This window comes from Marinobacter sp. Arc7-DN-1, assembly GCF_003441595.1.
Taxonomy (GTDB): Bacteria; Pseudomonadota; Gammaproteobacteria; order Pseudomonadales; family Oleiphilaceae; genus Marinobacter; species Marinobacter metalliresistant.
Genome location: NZ_CP031848.1, coordinates 1929444 through 1947802 on the forward strand (window position 1 = coordinate 1929444; position 18359 = coordinate 1947802).

Genomic DNA, 18359 nt, shown 5'->3' on the forward strand with positions numbered 1-18359 from the left:
TTACAACCAGCTGTATAAGCGTCCGGGATTGAAGATGTTATCCGGATCAAACGCATTCTTGATTCGGCGCTGAATGCCTTTCAGGGCCTCCGGCTGATGGTGCATCACTTCACCGGAGCGGTCGCCACCCCGAAACAGGCTGACCTGGCCGCCCGCAGCGCGCGCCACCGGTTCCAGCTCTTTCAGTTCACCGGTACCCCGGAACCAGCGTTGGGAACCGGCCCAGTCGATGAACCAGTTGCCTTCCAGCTCCGGCGTGGCTGCGGTTGAGCCAACGGAGAAACGCCACAGCGGCACGTCATTACCGGCGAAGAACTCGTGCTGCATGTCCTGCACCTGCTGCCAGAACTGATCGCCCTGCTCCATCACCTCGCCGGACCATTTTTCGGCCGTGGCCTCAACACCGGATTTTGCGCCGGACAGGCGCAGATAGACCTTGCCGTCCACCCAGCAGGCAGCCGTGATCGGCTTGGGCTCGGCGGCGCGGCTGTTCATGTAGTGAATCACCTCGTCCATGCCCATTTCCTGAATCAGGGTCAGGGACGCAGCAGGTCTGGGCATCACTTTCATGCTAATTTCGGTAATCACGCCAAGCGTGCCGAGGGCGCCGGCCTGAAGCCGTGATACGTCATAGCCGGCCACGTTCTTCATGACCTGACCACCAAAGCGAAGGTGCTCACCCTTGCCGTTCAGCAGCCGGATACCCAGGACCTGGTCCCGTACCGAACCCGCCCACGGACGGCCCGGGCCGGAAAGATTGCAGGCCAGGGTGCCGCCGATGCTGGAGGCAGCACCGAATCTGGGCGGTTCGAAATGCAGGCACTGGCCCTGTTCGGCCAGGGTGGCCTCGATCTCGCTCAAAGGCGTACCGGCACGAACGGTCAATACCAGTTCGACCGGATGGTAATCCACGATGCCGGAATGTTCGCCCACGTTGAGGGTTCCGGCATCCGGGTCGGCTTCCCGGCCCATAAAGGCCTTGGTTCCACCGCCGACAATATTGAGTTTGTGCCCGCTGTCCCGGGCCTGGAGCACCTGCTCCTTCAGTTGTTGGGAAATATCAGCCATGGGCGGCTTCCGTATGGTCGTGCGTGTGTTGTTTATGCTCAAGGGAGCGGTATTCCTGGCAGAATCGCAGTGCCGGCACGCCCTTGCCCGGGTTGAGAATACCGGCGGGGTCGAAGGCCGCTTTCACATCGTGGAACTGCTGCAGCTCCTCATCGTTGAACTGCACGGCCATCTGGCGGATTTTTTCCACGCCAACGCCATGCTCACCGGTGATGCAGCCACCCACTTCCACACACATTTCCAGGATGCGGGAGCCAAACGCCTCGGTGCGCTCAAACTCGCCGGGCACGTTGGCGTCAAACAGGATCAACGGGTGCAGGTTGCCGTCGCCGGCGTGGAACACGTTGGCCACGCGCAGACCGAACTCCTCGGACATCTTCTCCATTTCCGTCAGAACGTAGGCGATCTCACGGCGGGGAATGGTACCGTCCATGCAGTAGTAATCCGGCGAAATCCGGCCGACTGCCGGGAACGCGGATTTACGGCCTTTCCACAACAGCGCACGCTCTTCCTCGCTCTGGGAAGTACGGACGGAGGTAGCCCCCAGCTTGCGGAACACGTCCTCGGCCTGGGCGATGTGCTCATGCACCTCTTCTTCGGTACCGTCTACTTCGCACAGCAGCAAGGCTTTGGCATCCCTCGGGTAACCCGCCTGGGCGAAGTCGTCGGCCGCGACGATCGCGTGGCTATCCATCATTTCCAGGCCGCCGGGAATGATCCCGTGGGAAATAATGCCGCCCACGGCATCGCCGCCCTTCTGCACATCATCAAAACCGGCCATAACCACCTGGGCCACTTCCGGCTCCGGCAGCAGTTTTACTTTTACTTCCGTCACCACACCCAGCAGACCTTCAGAGCCGGTCATCAGCGCCAGCAGATCCATGCCACAGCTGTCCAGGCCATCGCTGCCCACGGTGACCACATCACCCTCGGCGGTCACCATCTCCACGCTAAGAATATTGTGAACGGTCAGCCCGTACTTGAGGCAGTGCACGCCACCGGAATTCTCCGCCACATTACCGCCGATGGTGCAGGCGATCTGGGACGAGGGATCCGGGCCGTAGTAGAGACCATACTGGGCCGCCTCTTCACTGATGGCCAGATTACGAACACCAGGCTGAAGCCGTGCCGTTCGCCCCAGTGGATCAATCCCGATGATGCGGTTGAACTTGGCCAGCGACAGCACCACGCCCTCTTTATTGGGCATGGCACCGGCACTGAGCCCGGTTCCGGCACCACGGGCCACCACCGGCACTGCGTTCTCGTTGCAGATGCGCATCACGCGCTGCACCTGTTCAACGGTCTCCGGCAGAACCACCAGCAACGGCATCTCGCAATACATGGACATGCCGTCGCATTCGTAGGGCTTCATGGTTTCGTCATCGGTGATGACGTAGTCCGGGTCGATAAACGACCGGAACTGCTCCACCAGCTCGGCTTTGCTAACTTTCGGCTTGGTAGTCATAGCACTCTCTGGGTTTGGATTACATCAAGTGTGACAGTCATCAACCGCGTTTTGTTGCAAAGTGGTCAAGACCGGCCTGGGCACAATCCATGTCCTGCTGGGGCGTACCGGAACTGATTCCGATACCCCCCACCACGTCGCCGTCAACGATCACCGGCAAGCCACCGCCAACTGAGCTGATGCGCCCGCCCACTTCGGTGTGAATACCAAAGGCCAGGCTGCCGGGCACGTTCACCTTGTTGTAGTCGTGGGTGGCTTTCTTCGCCGCCGCCGCCGTGAACGCCTTGTCCTGGGCAATGGTCACACTGGTGATCTTGCCGCCGTCCATGCGCTCGAAGGCCACCAGGTTGCCGGATTCATCCACGATGGCAATGCACATGGGCACGCCGATTTCCTGGGCCTTGTTCGCGGCGCCTTCAATGAGAATTCGTGCTTCAGCCAGATCCAGCCGATTGATTGTCAACATAACGTATTACTCCTTGAATTAATTAACCGTAGACCAGCCCTGGCAGCCAGGTTACGAGGCCGGGAATCAGGATACACATGAACAGCCCGAGCGCCTGAATCGCCAGGAACACCAGGGACGACTGGAAAATCGTGGCCATGGATATTTCCGGCGGGCATACGCCGCGGAGGTAGAACAATGCGTAACCGAATGGCGGACTGAGGAACGACATCTGCATATTGACCAGATAGAGCACGCCAAACCAGAGCACAACGTCATCACCTGCCACAGGCGGGAAGCCCAGCAACCCCGGGAACTCCAGCGCTTTAACAATAGGAATGAAGATAGGAACTGCCAGCAGCAGAATACCCACCCAATCCAGGAACATACCCAGAACCACCAGCAGGAACATCAGCAGGAACAGAATGCCGTATGGCGACATGCCAGTACCCAGGATGGCGTCCGTGACAAATTGCTGCCCACCCTGAAGGATGTAGAAGCCAACAAAGACCGAGGCACCGAACATGATCCACAGCACCATTGCGGATGCCTTGGTAGTGGTTACGGATGCTTCCCGCAGTCCGGCAATGGAGAACCTGCCGTGCATCATGGCCACCACGATGGCGCCAAAGGAGCCGATACCGGCCGCTTCCACGGGCGTTGCGATGCCGCCGAACAGCAGGCCCAGCACCAGAAATACCAGAATCAGTGGAGCAATCAGGTTTTTCGTGAGCAGCAGCTTTTCCTTCAGGGAAATCCGCTCTTCCACCGGTACAGGCGGCCCCAGCTTCGGATTAATCCAGCTGCGGATCAGCACATAGGCAATATACATGGAAGACAGCATCAGGCCCGGGATCACGGAGCCGAGATACAACTCACCGACCGATTGCTGTGCGACAACCGCGTACAGAATTGCCAGGATTGAAGGAGGAATCAGTATGCCCAGAGTACCGCCAGCCATGATCGAGCCCAGAGCGATCTTCTGATCGTAACCGCGCTTGAGCATCGCCGGCAGAGCGATGATACCCATCGTGACAACTGCGGCTCCAATGACACCCACCATGGCTGCAAGGAGGGTGGAGGCCAGGATGGTTGCTGTCGCCAGACCGCCGCTCAGGCCACCCATCCACTTGTAGACCACACTGAACATTTCCTCAATCAGGCCGGCGCGTTCAAGCATCGAAGCCATGAAGATAAACAGCGGTATCGCCGCCAGATCAGAGTTGGTCATCATCGGGAAGATGCGCCCCGGCACGAGGTTCAGCATCAGTGCGTCGCCCACCAGGTAGATGAACATCACCCCTAGACCACCGGTCACGAAAGCCAGCGGCAGCCCCATCATCAGGGCCACGGCAAGGGAACCGAACATCAGATAGGTCAAAGGCCCGATCTTGACGTCAGAAAGGCTACCGGAGAGCTTGAACAGGAATTGCTCATCGCTCCACGGATCGTAGAAAAGAATGTTGATCATTTCGACACAGATGACAAACGCCAGTGCCACTGTGGCGATAATCATCAGCCAGGTACTCAGCTTCCCGACAAGGTTACTGCCCGGCGCAGTTGTTGTATTTGTAGTCATGCGGTGCGCTCCCGGCCAAGACGGACAAACAGGACAATATCCTTGATCAGCTTGGATGTGCCTGCGAGTAAAAGAAGTATTGAACCCAGAACCATCATGCCTTTGGCCGGCCAATGCTGGATGCCCCAGGTCTCAACCGTGGTCTCATTCATGGCGTAGGAATCCTGGAAGAAGGTCCAGGAGGTAACCAGCAGAATCAGGGCAAAAATGAAGAAGAACATGGAAGTAAAGATGTCCAGGCCAATTCTTCCCCTCGGCGGCAGCATGTTGTACATCACATCCACACGCACGTGGGCGCCATGAAGCATGGCAAATGCGCCCGCCAGCATATACTGCATACCCAGCAGCAGGAAGCTGGCTTCATGGACCCAGATGGTGGGCATGTTAAAGATATAGCGCATGACCACCCCAAAGAAATAGAACACAACGGCATTGATTGTCCAAAACGACACAAACAGACCGGATTTGTCGCACATCCAGTCCACTACCTTGGTAAACCAGTTCCCTTCGAACTGGAGATAGATAAGAGGATCATCCTCTTCCGCCTGTAATTCCCCCGGTGTCAATTCCGGCTCGGCACTCCCGCCTCCGTGACCACTACTCCACCTGTCCCAGGCCATCATGATCAGCGGCATGACCGCAAGCCAGCCCCAGTAGAACCAGTGCGGCATTACGAATCCGAAACCTTCAAGATCAGACATGTTGTTGCTTCCTCAGCCACAAAACGGGGAAGGTGGGACCCCCCCTTCCGAAGCTGTCCCTGCCCTTCCCCTTGTTTCTTTTTTTATTGATTTGACAAGGCGTTACCGGCCCGGCACACCTTCAAGATCAGACTCATCGATATAGCCGACGGTATCGTTCATCATATACTCGATCTGCATGTCGAAGATGGCACGGGCATCTTCGTCTTTGTTCGCCCACTTATACCAGATCGGGATGGCTCTGCGGCGCCATTCATCCACATCCTCCTGGCTCAGACGGCTCACGGTGTCACCCGCATCCTTGAACTTCTTCATGGCCTCAACGTTGCGCTTCTGAATGGTCAGGTAGTGCTTCTGGGAATAGATGCGCACTTCATCCTCAACCAGTTGCTGGAGTTTCGGATCCAGAGCGTTCCAGGCACGCAGGTTGACGGTCAGATCCATCAGGTCCACCGGCTGGTAGATCGACATTACGCCCGGAGGTCCGAACAGAATGTAATCTGTCACCTGGGAAAAGCCCAGTTCCCAGTTCACCGCCGGGCCCACGTAATCGGCTGCGTCGATGGTGCCCTTTTCCAGGGCCGGGAAGATGTCAGAGCCCGGCAGACTCACGGTAGAAGCACCGAACGCCTGAAACACCTCAGCGACCATACCACCGGGAACCCGGAGCTTCATGCCTTTAAAGTCTTCGAGACTGTTTACCGGGGTCTTGGAGTGAATGATATTTGCATCGTGCTGGATCGGCCCCACATAGAACAGCCCGAACTTCTTGTAGATTTCCCGGGTCTTCTCCAGCATGCCCAGTGAGTAGAACATGGTGTCCCACTGGTGAGGCTGATCCGGGCCGCCGGGATAGGATGACAGGAAAACCGAAGCGGGAATCTTGCCGGACCAGTACAGAGTGAACGGGTTCATGCCCTGAAGAACGCCACTGCGAACCGAATCGAACAGTGAATTGCTATCGGCGGCGACAGCCTTGGCAGGGAAACATTTGAAGATCAGTTCCCCGCCGGACTTCTCTTCCATGCCATTACACCAGTCCTCAAACAGGTCATAGCCGACCGTGCCCGCATCCCAGACAGACTGGATTTTCCAGGTTGTTGCAGCCTGGGCCTGGCCGGCACCCATCAGCATCGCGCCGGCGAAGGCGGCGCCTACAGCGGCAGTTTTAAGGAAACTTCTGCGAGGTGGGGTCTCGCCCGTATCACATTTATTCCGGATGTTATTCTTCGAATTCATCGAAACGTCTCCGTTGGCTTTGTTGTTATGAGCGTCATAGCAACGCCGGCACAGGCCGGCATTACCATGATATTCGTAGCCATTCCCGCTTTAGTCCAGTTCCGTAACTACTGGTCAGACCAGTTTTTGAAGTATTAAAAATGGACGAAATACTCTGAATCAGCCATATTTAACGGGCTCGGACGCGTATCGGTTGGCAGATTAAGCAACAACAATCAGAACCATTGACTGGTCAGACCACAGAGCACAAACAGGCACCCAAATGGCAATCTCCCAGGAAATTTCTTACCGGCTGGAACGGCTCATCCTTGATGGCGGGCTCGCCCCGGAGCAGAAAATACCCTCCGAACGGCAATTGGCGGCGCGGCTGGGTGTTTCCCGCGCAGTCATTCGCGAAGCCCTGCACGAGCTTCAGGGTCGAGGGGTTATCGAAACCCGGCATGGCAAGGGCTCATTTGTGGCCAGCATGGTTCCCGGCTCCAACGATCTGGGTGAACAGAGCCCGCTGATGCATCTTTTCGAAGGCCACCCCCGAACCCTCTATGATTTGCTGGAAGTGCGGGAGCAACTTGAGGGTCAGGCGGCCTACCTGGCAGCACAACGGGCAACCCGGCTGGACCGGCACCGGATCACCAAGGCGTTCCGTGCTCTGGAAGACACCGATCCGCTCAGCAACGCCCGACCCGACCACGGCTTTCACCTGGCCATTGTGGAGGCCTCCCACAATCCGATTCTGGTGCACGTGCTCAATAGCCTGAAAAACATGATGCTGTTGACCGTTCAGGCATCCGTTGCCAACCTCAACCCGAGGGAAGAGATGCGCAAGAAAATTGTCCGCCAGCACAGGCAACTTTATGAGGCGGTAATTTCCGGCAAAGCCGCCAGCGCCCAGAAAGCCGCCACAGCCCATGTGCGGTTCGTCAGCGAAGCCATGCGGGAGATGGAAAAGGAAGGCAGTACGCTGATCCGCCTGCCGGTCGGCGCAGAGGCCGGGGCGCATTACTCACAGGCCACGACCTGAGGATGGCAAACGCTTGCATTGATCACCCATTCGCCCACAATGAAATGCAGCGAACGGCGGTGAAATACGGTGAAACGCCCTGTTGAAGGTATTGATTTCTGCATCCACAGTCCGTAAAACATGCGCCTTTGAATTACAGCCTCAGGAGTCACCCATGGCGGACCAAGCGCCTTTGATCTGCAGGGACATTCACAAGACCTTTGATCAGCTTGAAGTACTCAAGGGTATTTCACTGGAGACCCGCAAAGGCGACGTGGTTTCCCTGATCGGCAGCTCCGGCTCCGGAAAGAGTACCTTCCTGCGTTGCATTAACCTGCTGGAAACGCCCACATCCGGCGACATTATCGTGCACGGCGACCCGATACGGTTCACCACCAACCGGAAAGGCGAACGCATTCCTGCGGATAACAAGCAGGTTGAACTGATCCGGGCAAAACTTTCCATGGTGTTCCAGAGCTTCAACCTCTGGTCCCACATGACCGTGCTCGAAAACATCATTGAAGCGCCCATCCACGTGCTCAAGGTGCCCAAGAAGGAAGCGATTGAGCGTGCCGAGGCCTACCTGAACAAGGTGGGCATCTACGAACGCAAGGATTACTATCCGGCCCAGATGTCGGGCGGTCAGCAGCAGCGGGCCGCCATTGCCCGGGCCCTCGCCATGGAGCCGGAAGTCATGCTGTTTGATGAGCCCACGTCGGCTCTCGATCCTGAGCTGGTGGGTGAAGTGCTCAAAGTTATGCAAAGCCTCGCCGAGGAAGGCCGCACCATGATCGTGGTCACCCACGAGATGGCGTTTGCAAGGGATGTGTCGAGTCAGGTCCTGTTCTTGCATCAGGGCGTGATTGAGGAACAGGGTACACCGCGGAAAGTGTTTGATAACCCGGACTCGGAACGCATGAAACAGTTCCTGGCGCCCAAGTTCTGACACGCGGTGCTATCTTGAGCCGGTGAAGAAATAAAAGCTGGAATCAAAAATTCCATTAAAAATAAAGCCCAAAAGGCAAACCACTGGAGAAGTGACACATGAAAAAACTGATTGTTGCAGCAAGCTGCGCCCTCGCCCTGATTGCAGGCGGTGCACAGGCCCAGGAACGTAGCCTCCGCATTGCATTCGACGTGCCCTACGAGCCGTTTGAGTACAAAGACGAGAACGGCGAGCTGACCGGTTTCGAAGTGGAACTGGCCGAAGCCATGTGTGAAGAAATGAACGCTGACTGCGAATTCGTTATTCAGTCATGGGACGGCATGATCCCGGGTCTGCTGGCGCGTAAGTTTGATCTGATCATGTCTTCCATGTCCATCACTCCGGAGCGGGCCGAGCGGGTTCTGTTCTCCGAGCCGTACTACAACACCCCGGGTGGCTGGTTCGGCCCTGAGAGCTTCAACACCGACGTCACCGACATGGACGCCATGAAGGGCAAGACCGTGGGCGTTCAGCGTGGCACCACCATGGACACCCACGTAACCGAAAACATGGGCGGCATTGTGACCATCAAGCGTTACACAACCGCCGATGACATGGTTCTGGACCTTGAAGGCCAGCGTCTGGATGTCGTCTTCGTAGACTATCCGGTAGGCGAGCAGACTATACTGCCCAAGGAAGGCTTCAAGGAAGTTGGTGAGCCCGTAAAGCTGGGTGAGGGTGTTGGCGTTGCCATGCGCAAGCGAGACGCGGATATCGCAGAGAAAGTGAATGCAGCCCTTCGCACCCTGAAGGAAGATGGTACCTACGACACCATCATGCAGAAGTACTTCGCTTACGACATCAAGATGTAATCTTACTGGGGCGGCCGTTAAGGCTGCCTCTGCTTACCGGACGTTCCCATGCTCGATCTGAAAGGTTATGGCCCGGCCCTGATAGACGGGGCAATCGTTACCCTTGAACTGGCCTTCCTCTCTCTGGCCCTCTCGGTTGTCCTGGGACTGATTGGCGCGCCTGCCAAACTGTCGCAAAGCCGGGTTGCCAGGGGCATCGCCACCACCTACACCACGCTGATCCGTGGCGTGCCGGATCTGGTCATGATGCTGCTGTTTTATTACGGCGGCCAGGTTGCAGTGAACATGCTCTCAGACTACATCTGGGAAGCCTACGAAATCGACTTTTTCTTTCAGTTCGATCCGTTCATCTCTGGCGTGGTAACGATCGGGCTGATCTTCGGCGCCTACATGACCGAAACTTTCCGGGGTGCCTTTCTGGCGGTTGAAACCGGCCAGATTGAGGCCGCCCGCGCCTACGGCTTTACCCGCCTGCATACCTTCCGCAGAATCATGCTGCCTCAGATGCTTCGTCATGCACTGCCCGGGCTGGGCAATAACTGGCAGGTTCTGCTGAAAACCACGGCACTGGTGTCGATCATCGGGCTCACGGACATGGTCCGGGTTGCCGAGGAAGCCGCCAAGGCAGAGCGGATGCCTTTCCACTTTTTCATTCCGGTGGCGTTCGTCTATCTGGCCCTGACGGCGGGGTCCGAGCTGTTTATCAAATGGCTCGACAAGCGCGCTAACGTCGGCGTGATTCAGGGGAGTTAACGGATGCCTGATTTCATTGCCGAGTGGCTCAACCAGAACGACATTTTTACCGCCATGACCATCATGGAATACTGGGATGGTCTGGTGACCACCGTCCATCTGGTGTTCCTGTCATTGGTTATCGGCTTACTGATGGCGGTACCACTGGCCATTCTCAGAACGGTTCGCAACCCGTTCGTGTCCGGGCCAGTGTGGCTGTACACCTACCTGTTCCGCGGTACACCGCTGCTGATCCAGCTGTACATTATCTATTACGGCCTGGCCCAGATTGAGGGGATACAGGAGACTTTCTGGTGGGAGATCTTCCGGGAGCCGTTCTACCCGGCCCTGCTGGCATTCACACTGAACACCGCAGCCTACACCACGGAGATTATCCGGGGTGCAATTGTGTCAACACCCAATGGTGAAATCGAGGCGGCCAAGGCCTATGGCATGAACTGGCTCATGCGTATGCGGCGTATCGTGCTGCCGAGTGCCGCGCGGCGTGCGGTTCAGGCATATTCCAATGAGGTGATTTTCATGCTGCACGCCAGTGCCATTGCCAGTGTGGTCACTATTGTCGATCTTACCGGGGCGGCGCGTAACATTTACTCGCGGTTTTATGCGCCGTTTGATGCGTTTATCTTTGTAGCGTTTTGCTACATGGCGCTGACCTTTATTCTGGTGTTTGCGTTTCGCAAACTTGAGAATCATCTGCTTCGACATCAGCGGCCGGTAAGCGGCTGAGCCTGCTGATTTCGGCTTAAGTGCCCGGGCAGGCAGGGTGTTGCCTCCCGGGAGACGCTACGAGCACATCCATGTGCGCTTGTCTGAAGCCATCCATGGCTTCAGACACTCCCGGGAGGCAACACCCTGCCCGCCCCCAGACTTGGTTCGGGGATTCTATGTCGGCAAAACACGACCTTTTCGGAACTCACTCTGACTGGCTTTTCCACACCCTCGACAATTCGAAAGCCTCACTTCCTGAAACCAAAACCTTCCTTCCCGACGGAACCCGCATCAGCCGCAAGGCCGTTGGGGTTCTGGACATTGTTCCGCCCGCTGGCCGGGGCAATCCGAATTCCGAGGCGATCATCGTTTCCGCGGGTGTGCATGGCAATGAAACCGCACCTGTCGAGGTTCTGAACGAACTGGTTTCTGAGCTGATCAATGGCGAGTGGGAACTTGCCTGCCCGATCTTGTTGATTCTGGGTAATCCGCCGGCGATGGTGGCCGGAGAGCGGTTCACGGAGGTGAACCTGAACCGGTTATTCAATGGTGCACACGGACGGAGCGAGTACGACGGTCTGGCGGAGGCGGCGCGGGCGCAGTTGCTTGAGGAGGCTTGCCGGCAGTTTGCCATGGCAAATCCCCAGGCGCTTTATCACTACGATCTGCACACCGCCATTCGTCCCTCCCACCGGGAGCGGTTTGCCTTGTATCCTTTTGTGGCCGGGCGACAGGTTCCGGTCAGGCAGTGTGATTTTCTACTGGAGGCGGAGGTGGAGACGTTGCTGCTGCAACACAAGGCGGGCACGACGTTTTCGTCGTTTTCGGCGTCGCTGTTGAAGGCTGAGAGTTTTACCGTGGAACTGGGTAAGGTTCGGCCTTTCGGCCAGAATGATCCGGGGCGTTTCTCGGGCATCCGGGATGCCTTGCGGCGGCGGCTCCGGGGGCAACCTGCGCCTTCACCGCAGCCACCGTTTGACCAGTTGACGGTGTTTGAGGTGGTGCATGAAATCCTGAACACCGGAAAGAATTTCCGGTTTCACATCCCGGATGATGTTGCCAACTTCACCGAGTACCAACCCGGCACGGTGATCTGGGAGGACGATGAAACCAGCTACCGGGTCGGGCATTCGCCGGAGGCCATTGTATTTCCCAACCCTGAGGTTCCTGTGGGCCAACGTGTCGGTTTGATGATCAGACCGAAAACGGGTTCGAAGTTGGGGTCAGATGAAAAAGGGGTCAGATGAAAATTTCATCTGACCCCTTTTTCATCTGACCCCAACTTTGACTTGACCCTGACTTCAGCGGGTCAGGCCGGGGCGTTTTCAGGTTCCGGTACGCTGGCTCTGATCAGTTGGGTACATACCGCCGGGATCACCAGCAGGGTCAGCACCGTGGAAGCCAGCAAACCTGAGATAATGGCCCAGGCCATCGGTGGCCACAAGGTGGAGCTGGAGAACGCCAGGGGCAGCAGACCGGCCACGGTGGTTGCCGTCGTCAGCAGAATCGGGCGGGTGCGCTGTTCTGCTGCGCTGCGCATGGCACCCCTGATGTCCTTTCCTTTCTCCAGTTCCCGGTCCATGACATCCAGAAGCACAATGGCGTTGTTTACCACGATACCCACCAGGGCAATAACCCCCAGCAGGGACTGGAAACCGAAGGGGGAACCGGAAAGCACCAAACCCGGGAAGATACCGACGGCAGCCAGCGGTACCGTCAACAGGATAATCCCGACCCGGCGGAAGGAATTGAACTGCAGCAGCAGGAAAAACAGCAGCAACAGCATGCCGATAGGTGCCGCTGTCAGCAAAGCCGTATTGGCCTCACCCGAACCTTCGGCATCACCGCCCAGTTCCATGCGCGTGCCCGGCGGCAGGGGCGTCTTGTCAAGGGCTGCGTACAGGCCCTCCAGGGCCTGACTGAAGCTGTAGCCGGTTTCCAGGTTCGCCGTTACCGTGTTCATTCTGACGCCATCGCGCAGGTACCGGGCGGCGGGTTCCCAGGTGGTAGACACACTGGCTACCGCCGACAGGGGCACGGCATCCCCGCGATCATTGTAGATGTTGACGGACAGCAGGCGTGAGAGCGACAGCGCAGTGCCTTCCCGGGACCGCAACACCAGGGGAATGGGGTCCTCCTCCTGGCGATAGCGCTCGGCCACCACACCAAAACTCTGGCCATAAAGGCTTTGGGCCACATCGGCGCGGGTCAGGCGGTACCGGGCCGCAGTGGCGTCGTCGACGTTAATCGCGATGCTGGGCACGCCGATATCCAGATCATGGCGCACATCAACCGTGCCCTCAACGCCCCGCAGAATACTGAAGACCTGTTCCACTGCCCTGGCCCGGGTGTTGTCGCTGGCGTGATAGATCCGAATTTCCACCGGTGCGGCCCTTGGTGGCCCCTGCCCGAGCACACCCACGGTCACGTCCAGCTCCGGCATCTGCTCGTTTACATGAGCGCGTATCCAGCGGGTCATATCGGCGGTGTCTTCAAGGGTTGGTGTGGTGACAACGAGTCTGGCGCGGTTCGGAGCCTGAGGTGCCTCCTGGAGATTGTAATAGAATGACGGCCCGGTGTAGCCCACAAACCGGTGCACCGCCAGGGCATCGGGCCGGGCCCGGATAGCCCTCTCAAGGACTGCCGTTGCGTCCGAGGTGCGGGACTGGTCAGTACCCTCGGGCATGTGAACTTCAACGATGACTCTGGGGCGATCAGCATTCGGAAAGAACTGCCGTGCCATAAAAGGCGTCATGGCCAGACTGATGGCGACCAGAATGGTGCCGGCGGCAATCAGGCGTCCGGGGTGCCGGGCAACCAGGCTGCCCAGAAAACGGGCCAGACCCGTAAACCGGTCCTCTCTGCTTTTCCGCGTTGGCTTCAGGAACTTCGCAGCCAACAGGGGTACAGCGGAAATGGCCAGCAGATAGCTGACCGACAGGGTCAGCATGATCATCACCGGCACCCCCCGGGTGAAATCGGCGGTGCCGCCCTTGGACAGCAACAAAGGCGTAAACGCCGCCAGAGTGGTGCCGGTTGAGGCACCCAGAGGTCCGGCCAGTTCAGTCACCGCCTTACGCAAAGCATCGAGGCGACGCATCCCCTCGTCCAGGTGTCCCTGGATGCTTTCAACAATCACGATGGCGTTATCAATCAGGATACCGAGGGAAATTACCATACCAATCACGGCAATCTGATGCAGAACGCCGCCGCCCAGATCATAGAGCCCGACACTGATCAACGCCACCATGGGCAGGATGGATGCGACCAGCAGACCCATGCGAATACCCATGCCGGTGAACACCACTGCAACGATGATCAGCACAGAGAGCACCAGGCTCCAGGCCAGGTTGTCCAGCCGTTCCTCCACCTTGTCGGGCTGGAAGAACATTTCCCGGATCTCGTAGGGCTCAAACTCTGCGCGAATCCGGGCCACCCGTTCCCGTACCCGCTGGCCAAACCGGATTGCATCGGTGGTGCCCTCTTCCATGATGATGGAAACCAGCACAACCCGCTCGCCGTCGTACCAGGTTTCCGGCTGCCGGGGTTCCGCTGGTCCGCGCCAGACATCCGCCGTTGCCGCGAGGGGCACCTGGGAGCCGTCAGGCAGTTCTACAGGCGTGGCGCGGATGGCGTCAATATCGGCAAATTCGCTGTTGGGAAGCACCGACAGGCGGCGGCCATTGACCACCACGAAGCCGCCGGGGATGGTCTGGTTGCGCCGCGCCAGCGTGTCCAGCACCCGGGCCGGGGAAATGCCCAGGCGGTAGAGCGCGGCATCATCCAGGGCCAGGGTGACCTGTTCATCGGCATCCCCTTCCAGTGCAATCCGGGAAACACCCGGAATATCCGACAGGTTCTGCTTCAGCCGCTCGGCAACCTCCGTTAGTTCCGTGACCGACGGCGAGCCACCTACGGCCATGACGATTGCAGGATTGTCGATCAGGCGGTCATCAAGCACCATTTGCCCCACATCATCCGGAAAGTCCTGCCGCGCCCGCTCCATGGCCTGGCGCACCCGATCCCAGGCTGGGTCGGTGTCATAGATGGTGTCATTCAGGCGCAGCCGGACAATGGCCACCCCGGTGCGGGCAGTCGCCTGGGAGAAATCGACCTCTTCCACTTGGCGAAGCTCGTCCACCAGCGGCTGCAATACAAGCCGCTCCACAGCATCGGCGCTGGCGCCCGGGTAGTTAATACTGATCAGCCCCGCCCGGTAAGGAAACGACGGATCTTCCTGACGTGGCATGGTGCTGTACGCCGCAATGCCAAGAAGGCAGAGCATGGCAACAACCATCCCGAGAAGTCGCTGGCAGTTCAGGAGCCGGCGAGTCATCAGCGCACCTCCACGGCATCACCGTCGGCCAGCCGGGTCATGCCCGCGTACACCACCTGATCACCGGGAGCCAGATCACCGGACTTGACGACTACCCTTTCGCCGACAACCCGATCCACGACCACGGGAACCCGTTTGGCGACCTTCTCACGGACCCGGAAAACACTGGTACCCTCGGCATTCCGGACCACAGAGAGCAAAGGAACCGTGAGTGCCGATTCGCGTACCAGGGTTATCCCCACCTCCACAGGTTCGCCTGGCTCCAGGGTATTGACCGGCAGACTGACCAGCACCGGGTGCAATTCACCACGAATGGCGCCAGCCTGGGCGATCTCCACGACAGAACCGGTTTGCGAAGGCTGGCTGCGGTCCTGCACCGACCAGACCGGCAGGGCCTGCCGCAGTTGCACGTGGTTCAGCAGATGGGCGGGCACTCGCACTTCCACTTCCCGGCCTTCCGGCGAAGACAGGCGCATCACCGGCTGGCCGGCGGCGACGAATTCATCCTGCTGCACCAGCAGGGCTTCCACACGTCCGGAGAATGGTGCCCGCAGGGCACTTTCTTCCAGCATTTGCGTGGCCTCCGCCAGCGAGGCACGAGCCGTGGCAACACTGGCTTTCAGGGAATCGCGCCGGGCGGCAATCTGCTCCAGGTCCTGTTCGGAAACCACACCACGTTGATGCAGCCGGCTGGAACGTTCCCACTCACGTTTAGCCTGCTGGTACCCGGTTGTGAGCTCGTCCAGCCGGGCTCTGGCGGAATCCCGCACCGGCTCCAGGGCGGGGTTGTAAACCCGGGCCAGAACCTCACCAGCCTGCACCTTCTGGCCCAACTCAACCGCCCTCTGTTTCAGGGTGCCGCTGACCTGAAAGGTCAGGGTTGCCCGCTGGCTGGCGCGGACAATTCCGGAAAACCTGAGGGGCATATCCCGGTTTTCACCACCGCCCACCTCTGAAACGCGCACCGAAACCCTTTGCTGCTCAGGCTCCGATGACACGTCACTGGCTTTGCAGCCGGACAAGAGTAGTGAAAAGAACGCGAGGGAAACTATGGCAACGGAAATACGAAGTGGCGTCATGATTCATCCTTTCGTCCATGCTCATGTTGTTGGCGGGGCCCGGTCCGTGGCAGCCCCGATGATTGTTTAAGACATCATGTCATTCTTTGACATTTTGTCAATAATCGGGTTTGATCCAGTTTCAGGTATCATGTGCCAGCTGTTGCCACCTAACCGGATGATTGAATGAGCGAACCGCTGAAAACCCGCCGGGAGCGGGAAAAACAGGCCCGTTACGACACCATTCTGGACGCCGCCGAACTGGTGTTTTCAGAGAAGGGCTACGAGCGAACCTCAATGGATGACATTGCCCGCACGGCCAGCCTAAGCCGGGCGCTGCTGTATGTGTATTTCAAGGATAAGGCGGCGATACAGCGGGGCATTATGCTCAGGGCCGGGCACAGCCTGTTCCGTCGCTTTGAAGAAGCGCGGCAAACCGCCGACACCGGCCTGGCCCAGATCCGGGCGATGGGCGAATCCTATTACCGTTTTTATCTGGAGGAGCCGGACTACTTCTCAGCACTCACCAAGGCCTCCACGGCCATGATCGAGGCCGACGAAAGTCAGGCGGAGGAGATGCTGTGTTCCAAGTCAGACCTGATGGAACTGATGGTGGCAGCAATCAAACTGGGGCTTCAGGACGGCACCATGAACCGGCGGCGGATCAGCGATCCGGCACAGACCGCCCTGTACCTGCGGGGCGCGCTGCATGGTGCGATCCTGCTGTGCCAGTCAGAAACGGGCGAGGGCAACGACGGCTTCCCGGCCGAACAGCTGATCCGGCACACCATGGACATGCTGACCTCGTCGATTGCAGCCTGTCGGACTTAAGGCTGATCTACTGTACCGGTGGGACACGGACGCTAACGCTGGAAATCGTAGATTGAGCCGAGCCCGAGAATACCGGTGAGTTCGTCCAGGGCTTTCCGGACCTCTTCCAGCAGCATGGGGTCTGCCAGGTCATCCTGGCTCAGCTCATCCCGGTAATGGGCTTCCACCCAGGTGGTCAGGCGCTCATAGAGTTCGTCAGTGACAATGACCCCCCGGTGCGTGGCTTTGAGTTCGTCATCGTCCAGAACCACACGCAACCGCAGACAGGCCGGGCCACCGCCATTGCGCATTGACTGCTTGACGTCGAACACTTCCACCGAGGTGACCGGCCCAGCGGATTTCACCAGATCATCCAGATACCGGCTAACCGAAGCCACTTCCCGGCACTCGCCAGGCACGGCCAGCAGCATGCCGTCGGGCGTGTTCAGTAACTGGCTGTTGAACAGGTAAGAGGCCACCGCGTCTTCAACCGGCACCTCAGCACGGCTGACCCGAATCGCTTCAAGTTCGGCACCGGTAAGACGTTCCCGGATATTCGCCAGCACCTGGTCTTCATTCAGGAACGCCGTCTCGTGATAGAACAGGGTGTTTCCGTTGCCTACCGCGATAACATCGTTATGGAAAACGCCGGCATCAATGGCTTCCGGGTTTTGTTGGGCAAACACCGCATGCTGACCCTTCAGGCCATGCAGTCGTGCAATCGCCTGGGAGGCCTCCAGAGTCTGTCGGGCCGGATATTTTTCCGGGGCCGACGCCTGTTCGTTAAAGGCGACCTGGCCGTAAACAAACAACTCTACGCCGGGCTCCCCATAGCCGGCACACAACCGGGTATGGTTGGCGGCGCCCTCGTCACCAAAATGACTGACCGAGGGCAGCGCCGGATGATGGGCAAAATAGCTCTCATCGGCAAAGATCGCTTTCAGGGAACGTCCGGTTACCTTGTGTTCGATGGAGCGGTGGAACTTGGCGCTCAGGTTGGCCGGGGTGAAATGCACCCGGTGATCCGTGGTATCGGCACTGGGCGAAACCGTGGCGGCATTGGCCGTCCACATGGACGAGGCTGAGGATACCGCCGCAAGAATCGACGGGCTGGCTTTCGCCGCCTGCTCCAGCACCCGGGCTTCCGTACCCTCAAAGCCAAGAGCCCGCAGCGTCGGAATGTGCGGCCGCTCATGGGGCGGGAGAATACCCTGCACATAGCCCCTGTCCGCCAGCCGTTTCATCTTGGCCAGCCCCTGGAGCGCCGCCTCCTTCGGGTTGGACGCCGATCGCACGTTGGTTTTCGACGCCACGTTACCCCAGGACAGCCCGGCGTAATTGTGGGTGGGGCCAACCAGGCCGTCGAAGTTTGCTTCTACCGCGTGTTTTGCCATGGCAGT

16 protein-coding genes are annotated in these 18359 nt (G+C 58.6%); 7 read left to right on the top strand and 9 right to left on the bottom strand.

The window, feature by feature from the left end; translation table 11 throughout:
- From glcE to dctP, 6 genes are all read right to left on the bottom strand, one after another.
- On the bottom strand, positions 1–1068 hold the full coding sequence (glcE, locus tag D0851_RS09120; protein WP_117618367.1) for a glycolate oxidase subunit GlcE: 1068 nt from the start codon (positions 1066–1068) through the stop codon (positions 1–3).
- A complete protein-coding gene (locus D0851_RS09125) occupies positions 1061–2533 on the bottom strand; it encodes an FAD-linked oxidase C-terminal domain-containing protein (RefSeq protein WP_117618368.1) in 1473 nt (490 codons plus the stop codon). The genes glcE and D0851_RS09125 overlap by 8 nt, the downstream gene beginning before the upstream one ends.
- Before the next feature lie 40 nt (positions 2534–2573).
- Complete coding sequence (locus D0851_RS09130; protein WP_117618369.1) at positions 2574–2999, bottom strand: GlcG/HbpS family heme-binding protein; 426 nt, start codon at positions 2997–2999, stop codon at positions 2574–2576.
- Positions 3000–3021: 22 nt separating this feature from the next.
- The gene (locus D0851_RS09135) at positions 3022–4557 is read right to left on the bottom strand and encodes a TRAP transporter large permease (protein WP_117618370.1); all 1536 of its coding nucleotides are present in this window, start codon (positions 4555–4557) and stop codon (positions 3022–3024) included.
- Entirely contained in the window at positions 4554–5258 is a 705-nt protein-coding gene (locus tag D0851_RS09140; RefSeq protein ID WP_117618371.1) for a TRAP transporter small permease subunit, read from the bottom strand. Before D0851_RS09140 ends, D0851_RS09135 begins: the two co-directional genes overlap by 4 nt.
- 102 nt (positions 5259–5360) lie before the next feature.
- Positions 5361–6386, bottom strand: coding sequence for a TRAP transporter substrate-binding protein DctP (gene dctP / locus D0851_RS09145; protein WP_205422330.1), 1026 nt, complete (start codon positions 6384–6386; stop codon positions 5361–5363).
- Positions 6387–6759: 373 nt separating this feature from the next.
- On the opposite strand from dctP, the gene D0851_RS09150 reads away from it, so the two are divergent.
- From D0851_RS09150 to astE, 6 genes are all read left to right on the top strand, one after another.
- Positions 6760–7518 carry an FCD domain-containing protein gene (locus D0851_RS09150; protein ID WP_117618373.1) on the top strand — a complete coding sequence of 253 codons (759 nt, stop codon included), beginning with the start codon at positions 6760–6762 and terminating at the stop codon, positions 7516–7518.
- Positions 7519–7672: 154 nt separating this feature from the next.
- Positions 7673–8443 carry an ABC transporter ATP-binding protein gene (locus D0851_RS09155; protein WP_117618374.1) on the top strand — a complete coding sequence of 257 codons (771 nt, stop codon included), beginning with the start codon at positions 7673–7675 and terminating at the stop codon, positions 8441–8443.
- Between the two features lie 98 nt (positions 8444–8541).
- A complete protein-coding gene (locus tag D0851_RS09160; RefSeq protein ID WP_117618375.1) occupies positions 8542–9294 on the top strand; it encodes an ABC transporter substrate-binding protein in 753 nt (250 codons plus the stop codon).
- A gap of 48 nt (positions 9295–9342) precedes the next feature.
- Positions 9343–10047 (top strand): ABC transporter permease, encoded by a 705-nt coding sequence (locus D0851_RS09165; protein WP_117618376.1) that lies wholly within the window; start codon positions 9343–9345, stop codon positions 10045–10047.
- Between the two features lie 3 nt (positions 10048–10050).
- Complete coding sequence (locus tag D0851_RS09170) at positions 10051–10773, top strand: ABC transporter permease (protein WP_117618377.1); 723 nt, start codon at positions 10051–10053, stop codon at positions 10771–10773.
- A 158-nt stretch (positions 10774–10931) separates the two neighbouring features.
- Positions 10932–12002, top strand: coding sequence for a succinylglutamate desuccinylase (gene astE, locus D0851_RS09175; protein ID WP_117618378.1), 1071 nt, complete (start codon positions 10932–10934; stop codon positions 12000–12002).
- A gap of 62 nt (positions 12003–12064) precedes the next feature.
- Here the strand turns inward: astE and D0851_RS09180 are convergent, their stop codons facing one another.
- On the bottom strand, positions 12065–15091 hold the full coding sequence (locus D0851_RS09180; protein WP_117618379.1) for an efflux RND transporter permease subunit: 3027 nt from the start codon (positions 15089–15091) through the stop codon (positions 12065–12067).
- Complete coding sequence (locus tag D0851_RS09185; RefSeq protein ID WP_117618380.1) at positions 15091–16170, bottom strand: efflux RND transporter periplasmic adaptor subunit; 1080 nt, start codon at positions 16168–16170, stop codon at positions 15091–15093. Before D0851_RS09185 ends, D0851_RS09180 begins: the two co-directional genes overlap by 1 nt.
- 165 nt (positions 16171–16335) lie before the next feature.
- Here D0851_RS09185 and D0851_RS09190 point away from each other — a divergent pair, with 165 nt between their 5' ends.
- Complete coding sequence (locus D0851_RS09190; protein ID WP_117618381.1) at positions 16336–16980, top strand: TetR/AcrR family transcriptional regulator; 645 nt, start codon at positions 16336–16338, stop codon at positions 16978–16980.
- Between the two features lie 32 nt (positions 16981–17012).
- Here D0851_RS09190 and astB read toward each other — a convergent pair whose 3' ends face one another.
- Positions 17013–18353, bottom strand: coding sequence for an N-succinylarginine dihydrolase (gene astB / locus D0851_RS09195; RefSeq protein ID WP_117618382.1), 1341 nt, complete (start codon positions 18351–18353; stop codon positions 17013–17015).
- Positions 18354–18359 lie beyond the last annotated feature (6 nt).